We start from the raw sequence: 7,728 nt of genomic DNA on the forward strand, positions 1-7,728 counted from the left end.
AATTTCTCTCCGTTATCCCCCTGTATAAGGCAGGTTATCCACGCGTTACTCACCCGTCCGCCACTAAGTCTACCTAAATTCCATCCGAAGACTTCCTTTAAGCAGCTTCGTTCGACTTGCATGTGTTAAGCACGCCGCCAGCGTTCATCCTGAGCCAGGATCAAACTCTCATGTAAAAGTTTAATCTAGCCTTCTCGCTAGCTTGCATCTGTTTTCACAGATCTACTGTTTTTTAAAGGTTTTAAATTCTGTTCGAATCTAAACGTTGTTTTTTCTGAAATCTCATCAATTATTTTATAAATAATTAAGTTATTTTCAGGGTTGTGTGTACTGTTTAATCTTAAATTATCAAGGTTCGTTTGCTTGCTGTTTGAAACAGCTTAGCTATTATATCAAGCTCACTTTATCTTGTCAACAACTTTTTTAAGTTATTATTGAGATTATTTTAAGCTTTTGCTCTTTTGGAGCAACTTTGATATGGTATCATATCAATCTTATCTTGTCAAGACTTTTTTAAACTTCTTTGACAAGAAGCGGAGAAGGAGGGATTTGAACCCTCGCGCCGGTTGCCCGACCTACACCCTTAGCAGGGGCGCCTCTTCGGCCTCTTGAGTACTTCTCCTCATTTGCTTTCGCAATGCCTAGACATTATACAAGAATAACTCTAATCTTGTCAATAACTTTTTTAAAGTTTTTTAACACATTTTTGGCAAATCAAAAAATCACATATTCTTAGCAAAATCTATCCTGTGATTTATACTCTTGGCAAGTTCTGTCAAACTCTTTAAATTATCTGTTTTACATACGAATAATACATAACTGTCGCTATCAATATCAATACCCGCTACACAATACCCGTCTTTCATCCATTTATTGTCCAACTCTTTACACCAAGACGGAATGTCCCCTTCATCATCAAGCATACCTTCATCCACAACAAGATTATTCTCTTTTGTCAATTCTTCTATGCGTGATAAGAATTCGTCTTTTTCCTCTTTCCAATCAAGCTCTATTGCGATCCCGCTCTCAAGCATCTCATCCGCTACGGCAATCCAAACAAATGTATCTATAGCATCTCTGCTTGTAATACCCCTATCATCATACCTGTCCGCATTATCTTTAAAGTACTCTCTCGGATAGCAAAAACATCTGTCCATATTTTGCAAAAAACCTTTATCATCCGATATTGTCTTTACAAGCTCTCTATAGACTTCAGCATTATCTATTTTGACATCTGCACTGTCAAATACAACTCCCCAACCGGAATAATCAGGAACTATATCATCCTTCATCAGAAGTTGAATCATATCCATTACCTTATCTTTGCCAAACCCTTCCTTGCCATAAATAATAATGTTATCACTGTCATTAACATCCGATGTGCTTACTTCAAAATGATAATTATCATCACCTTCATCCCTACATATCTGTACGAAATTCAATCTCCTGCTATTTACATCCACCTTCTTTGCCGGTGTCAAGACAATAAAATATATCTTACCGTTTCTTATAGAATCTAACAGTTTTTCAACATCTTCTATTGTACATCCACCCTTTTCTACTCCGTCAATATCAAGTTTCCAATCAGACTTTCTCTTGTTAAAGATATTAAACAACATACTCTAATCTCCATCTTAATAATATTGCATACAAAAATTCTAAGGAAATGTAAAAACACTTCCTTAGAAAAATAAATTTATTTAACGCACTCGTACCGATATGTAAATCACGAGTTCAAAACTATTTTATTATAAAAACATTACTCGTGTACATGTAAAAGCTCATGTGCCCTATGTGAAAGAGGTTTATGGAAATACTCGTCATACAGTGCAATAATATCTTTGTTCTCATGTGAGTATCTTATCTCGGAGTTCTCATCCAGGAAGTAAAGCTTCTTTCCTCTGTTAAATGCAAGCTCATAGCCATCCTTTACAGGTTGTCCACCACCGCCTACGCAGCCTCCCGGACATGCCATTACTTCGACAAAGTCATACTTTGCTTCGCCGCGTTCAATCTTGTTAATCAATTTTCTGGTGTTACCGAGTCCGCTCACCACAGCAATATTAAGTTCTATATCATCTATCTTAAATTTAGCTTCCACCGTTCCGTCATTCTCTTGGAATGCCTTACTTCTTACAGGCTTAAATGCGTCCGCAGGCGGATTTTCCTTCTTTATAATGCTGTAAGCGGTTCTTAGTGCCGCCTCCATTACTCCTCCTGTAGCACCGAATATTACTCCCGCTCCCGAATAGTCACCCATCGGTCTGTCGGCTACTACATCCTCAAGACTCTTCGGATCTATATGAGAAGCTCTTATCATACGGGTAAGCTCTCTTGTTGTAAGCGCAATATCCACATCATGACCTGCATATTCACCATGGAAGAGTTCCATTTCTCTTTCGCCTTTTTTAGCTACACAAGGCATTATAGAAACAGAAACCATATTCTCAGGTTTTACACCTATTTTTTCAGCAAAATAAGACTTCATTACAGCACCGAACATCTGCTGTGGAGACTTTGCTGTTGAAAGTGACTTTGTCATTCTCGGATATTGTGATTTTACAAATCTTACCCAACCCGGACAACATGATGTAAACATAGGTCTGTCTCCGATAAGTCCGTTTGTATATCTGTGTACAAACTCATTTGCCTCTTCCATAATTGTCAAGTCTGCTGAGAATGAGGTATCAAACACATAGTCTGCACCCATCTTCTTTAATGCATCAACAATCTTTCCTACAGTTGCATCCTTATCCTTAAGTCCGAAAACCTCACCCCATGCTGTTCTTACAGCAGGTGCAATCTGAACAACAACCGTCTTCTCAGGATCGGCAACAGCTTCCCAGAACTTTGAAGTATCATCTCTTTCACTCAATGCACCTACAGGACAATGTGTTATACACTGTCCGCAAAGTGAACAGTCGGCTTCTTCAATCTTTTTATATCCGGTTACGTTTACCGTAGTTCTTGCTCCTGTACCGTGGAGATCCCAAACACTTAAAGTCTGCATCTTATCACAAACCTGTATACATCTCATGCACTTAATACATTTGGATGAATCTCTTATAAGCGGGAAATTTTTATTCCACGGCTGTTTTTCAAGCTCAACAGCAAAAGGTATCTCAAGTATATTTAGGTCATTGGCAACTTTTTGAAGTGAACAGTTGCCGCTCTTAGCGCATATTACACATCTGTTGTCATGCTGTGAAAGTATCAGCTCTACAGTTTTTCTTCTGTCTCTGATTACTTTTTTACTGTTTGTAAAGATCTCCATGCCCTCTTCACACACATTATTACATGATGTGATAAGTTTATCTTTACCCTTTAATTCAACGACACATACTCTACATGCCGCTATTTCATTCAAATCCTTCAAGAAACACAGTTTCGGAATATTTATATCTATTTTCGCCGCCGCTTCCATAATAGTAGTATTTTCTTTTACGGAAACAGGTACATTATCAATAGTTAAGTTTACCATATACTCTCCCTACCTCCTTTGAAAATACCGAAGCCGAAGTGGTCGCATCTTAAACATCTGCCTGCCTCTTGCTTTGCTTCTTTTTCTGTCATGCAATTTTCAACGCCGTCAAAATCGAGAACTCTCTCACAAGCTTCTCTTTCTGTAAGCTCTACTCTGCCACAAGGACTCTTATCCTCAAGACTTGCCTCAGGAATTTCCACATCTACACTTATCTGATGGTGATAACCTAAATACTCGTCAATATTTGCAGCTACTACCTTAGCCGCACCGATAGCCTTGATAACCGTAGCCGGTCCGCTGGCACAGTCTCCTCCGGCAAATACTCCCGGCATATCCTTAAATGCACCTGTAGAATCTGTAATTATCTTTCCGTTAGATACAGGGATTCCCGCTTCCTCAAAATGCTTTGTCTCTATATTTTGACCGATTGCAACTACAAGTATATCGCAAGGAATATAAACATCTTCCTCGCCTGTAGCCTTTACACTTGCTCTTCCGTCTTTAATAGAGCTGATCATCTGAGGTTTTACATATATACCCTTTATATTATTGTTCTCATCAACATCTATAGCGGATGGTGCCATCAAAGTTCTAAGCTCAATGCCCTCTGCAACCGCCGCCTCTATCTCAGCCGGTAAAGCTGTCATATCGGCAACTCTTCTTCTATATGCAATACTTACTTTCTTTGCACCCATTCTCTTTGCGGTTCTTACAGCATCCATGGATACATTTCCGCCACCGATTATACAAACATTTTTGCCTGTAAGATCTTTTATAATATTCTTTCCTACATCACGCAGGAATTCTACAGCAGATACCACACCGTTTGCATCTTCATGCTCAAGTCCAAGTTTCTTATCTGTACTTGCGCCTATAGTTATAAGCACCGCATCAAAAGCATTTCTCAAGTCGTCCATTGTAATATCTTCTCCAATCTTGAGACCATGCTTAACTTCTACACCTGTCTTTAAAATAGCCTTGATATCCTCATCAAGTCTGTCCTTCGGTAATCTGTAATTCGGAATACCGTACCTTAACATACCTCCAAGCTCAGGCAGCATCTCATATACAGTTGTCTGATGTCCCATAAGCTGTAGGAAATAAGCCGCACTAAGTCCACCCGGTCCACCACCGAGTATTGCAACTTTTTTACCTGTAGACGGAGCACATTTTGGAGGATCGACTTCTCCCGCAAAATCTGCTGCAACTCTCTTTAAACCACGAATATTTATAGAGTCGTCCACCATGTTTCTTCTACATCTTGCCTCACAAGGATGCTCGCAAATAAATCCGCAAGTAGTAGGGAAAGGATTATCTTTCCTTATCAATCTTACAGAGTCTGCATATCTGCCTTCCTTTATAAGAGCAATATATCCCGGTATATCCACCTGTGCAGGACATAAATTTACACAAGGTACAGGCTGATTGTATGAGCATGTACATCTGCCATGTGCTATATGTTCGATATAGTCATCTCTATATCCTATAATACCTTTGTAAACCATATTTGCCGCTTCATAGCCTATGGCACAATCTGCCGATTCCATAATACTGAGGGCTGTCTTCTCCATTAACTTCAAAGAAGCCATACTACCCTTACCGTCAAGCACGTTTTCGATCAGCTTTTCAAGCTGTCCTAAACCGATTCTGCATGGAACACATTTACCACAAGTCTGAGCGTGAGCCAATTCCAAGAAAGCTCTTGACATATCAACCGGGCAAAGCCCAGGAGGAGATGCCTCGATTCTTCTTTCTAAATTTTTGTATAGCTCCTCCATAACAATTCTGGCTCTACTTGGGGAGACTATTTCTAATCTACTCATACCTCTTACTCCTAGAATTATTTAACCGTTTTACCGGTAGATTAATATATGTAAATGAATTACATATATAGATTTTAAATTGTCTATTTCATGAAATAATAAGAGCACATATCTTTACATTTATTTGATACGAACTTTATGCATTCATTATATACTTTTTTTATAAATATTGTAATACTTTTCTGAAAAGTATTTTATTTAACAAATATGTTTGTTATTTAACTAGCGTTACATGCTAATAATCTCACAAAAAAGACACTTCCTTGAGTGTCTCTAACTCATAGAAGTGTCTTTTATAACATCTTTTATTTTTTGATATTTGAATCCCTGTCTCATTACAGAGGCAATTATCTTTTGTTTTTTATCAGGTTCCTCAGTTTCAAAATAATGTTTTTTATTAAGAAGCTTTTTTATCATAGGCTCTTCATCTACTGTAAATGATTCCAGTGCATTATCAATAATTTCCTTATTTATGCCCTTTTCCAGCAGCTTGTATTTTAATTTCATTTTGCTGTACTTATCTTTATATGTATTGATATATCGCTCGGCATATCTGTCATCATCTATGTAGCCGAATTTTTTTGCCTTTTCTATAGCCTCTTTGATGGCCTCATCAGGGTAAAATGAGAGCTTCAGCTTTTTTACTATATCGTTTTCCGACTTAAAAGATTTCTCAAGTATATGCATCAGCCTTGCAAAAGCTCTCTTTTTTAAAACCGGATAGATGGTTGTATAATATTCCTCTTCATCTATCTCTTTTCCAACAGCAATATCCAGTCGTCTGATTTCGCCGTTATATAGGGCAAGACTTTCTCCATCCTGAAATATAACTTTGCTTTTTTTGGTATTCAGAGAAATAATTTCACTTACAATCAATCTTCTTCCTCAAGCTCTATGCCGCCGGCTTCATCCATATCATCCTCTATAGGTGAACCGTCAAACTCTTCGTCATCATCATCTACAGAGTCATACTCTAAAGTTTTTCCGTTCTTTTCAGCTTCAAGTACAAACTTTTCTCTGATTTGCTCTTCTATTTTCTCACAAATCTCAGGATTTTCCATGAGGAAAGTCTTTGCATTTTCTCTTCCCTGACCGATCTTGTTTCCTTCATAAGAGTACCATGCACCGCCTTTTTCCACAACATCACTTGCAACCGCCAGATCAAGTATCTCTCCGGACTTTGATATACCCAGTCCGTACATTATATCAAACTCGGCCTCTTTGAAAGGAGGTGCCACTTTGTTTTTAACAACCTTTATTCTGGTCTTGGTTCCTATGATTTCACCGCCCTGCTTAATCTGCTCAACTTTTCTTACATCAAGTCTTACAGATGCATAAAATTTTAAGGCTCTACCTCCGGTGGTGGTCTCCGGGCTTCCAAACATTACACCTATCTTATCTCTTAGCTGGTTGATAAAGATAACTATACAATTGCTCTTGCTTACTATACCTGTAAGCTTTCTGAGTCCCTGGCTCATAAGTCTTGCCTGCAAGCCCATATGGGAATCTCCCATATCTCCTTCTATCTCGCCCTTGGGTACAAGTGCCGCTACAGAGTCGACTATTATAATATCAATAGCACCGGATCTTACCATAGTCTCCGTAATCTCAAGCGCCTGCTCACCGTTATCAGGCTGTGATACATACAGCTCGTCTATATTTACACCTATCTTATCCGCATAAACAGGATCAAGCGCATGTTCCGCATCTATAAATGCCGCAATACCTCCAAGCTTCTGAGCTTCGGCTACCATATGAAGGGCTACGGTTGTCTTACCTGATGACTCCGGTCCATATACCTCTATAATTCTTCCCTTCGGAATGCCGCCTACACCTAATGCTATATCAAGCCCCAGTGAACCTGTAGGAATGGTCTCTACAAACATATTTGTATTTCCGTCTCCCAGCTTCATCACCGAACCCTTACCGTATGCCTTCTCTATCTGTGTCAAGGCAGACTCAAGTGCCGCCTGTTTCTCACTTTTTTCCATTACTCTTTTAACCTGTTGTGCTGCTTTGGAACTTTTTTCCTTCTTCATAACAACCTCCATCGAATGTATGTTCTTGTTTTATTGTATATGCTTCTCTTTTATTTGTCAACAATGATATAAAGGGAATTAAAATTAAGACATTAAAACTAAGAATATAAAATAATTATTGAAATTTTTGAAAAATATAATATCTGCCATGTAATATGATTGTAACATAAAAAATGCAGGATTGCATCAATTTATGCATCCTGCTTTAATATATTATTTATCCGGGTCTTTGACACTTTGTTTTCCTAAATAAGTATTAGAAAAGTCCTAGAACCCGCATGTATCCTATCTTTCTTAATCAATTTTTTTATCAAAATATTCGTTTTAATATATAGTATTTTCTAGTATTTTATGATATAATAAGGTGTGGAGGTTATCTATG

5 protein-coding genes, 1 tRNA gene and 1 rRNA gene are annotated in these 7,728 nt (G+C 38.1%); all 7 read right to left on the reverse strand.

All coding sequences use genetic code 11. The annotated features are described in order from the left end of the window. Positions 1–176 (reverse strand): 16S ribosomal RNA (locus tag HMPREF1140_RS01405); the annotation flags it as partial. 358 nt (positions 177–534) lie between these two features. Beyond that, a tRNA-Ser gene (locus HMPREF1140_RS01410) sits at positions 535–622 on the reverse strand. A gap of 100 nt (positions 623–722) precedes the next feature. Next, positions 723–1,619, reverse strand: a complete 897-nt coding sequence (locus HMPREF1140_RS01415; protein WP_009662145.1) for a DUF6630 family protein — start codon at positions 1,617–1,619, stop codon at positions 723–725. A gap of 140 nt (positions 1,620–1,759) precedes the next feature. Next, positions 1,760–3,481 (reverse strand): [FeFe] hydrogenase, group A, encoded by a 1,722-nt coding sequence (locus HMPREF1140_RS01420; RefSeq protein ID WP_009662147.1) that lies wholly within the window; start codon positions 3,479–3,481, stop codon positions 1,760–1,762. Continuing rightward, complete coding sequence (locus tag HMPREF1140_RS01425) at positions 3,475–5,307, reverse strand: NAD(P)-binding protein (RefSeq protein ID WP_035619688.1); 1,833 nt, start codon at positions 5,305–5,307, stop codon at positions 3,475–3,477. Before HMPREF1140_RS01425 ends, HMPREF1140_RS01420 begins: the two co-directional genes overlap by 7 nt. 273 nt (positions 5,308–5,580) lie before the next feature. Next, positions 5,581–6,183, reverse strand: a complete 603-nt coding sequence (locus HMPREF1140_RS01430; RefSeq protein ID WP_009662146.1) for a regulatory protein RecX — start codon at positions 6,181–6,183, stop codon at positions 5,581–5,583. Further along, on the reverse strand, positions 6,180–7,346 hold the full coding sequence (gene recA / locus HMPREF1140_RS01435; RefSeq protein ID WP_009662148.1) for a recombinase RecA: 1,167 nt from the start codon (positions 7,344–7,346) through the stop codon (positions 6,180–6,182). Before recA ends, HMPREF1140_RS01430 begins: the two co-directional genes overlap by 4 nt. Between the last annotated feature and the right edge of the window lie 382 nt (positions 7,347–7,728).

It is taken from the genome of Lachnoanaerobaculum sp. ICM7, from assembly GCF_000287675.1.
GTDB lineage: Bacteria > Bacillota > Clostridia > Lachnospirales > Lachnospiraceae > Lachnoanaerobaculum.

Excerpts from the sequence above, each read along its gene's own strand:
- HMPREF1140_RS01425 (WP_035619688.1), bottom strand. The coding sequence starts at position 5,307 with ATGAGTAGATTAGAAATAGTCTCCCCAAGTAGAGCCAGAATTGTTATG.
- HMPREF1140_RS01420 (WP_009662147.1), bottom strand. The coding sequence starts at position 3,481 with ATGGTAAACTTAACTATTGATAATGTACCTGTTTCCGTAAAAGAAAAT.
- HMPREF1140_RS01415 (WP_009662145.1), bottom strand. The coding sequence starts at position 1,619 with ATGTTGTTTAATATCTTTAACAAGAGAAAGTCTGATTGGAAACTTGAT.
- recA (WP_009662148.1), bottom strand. The coding sequence starts at position 7,346 with ATGAAGAAGGAAAAAAGTTCCAAAGCAGCACAACAGGTTAAAAGAGTA.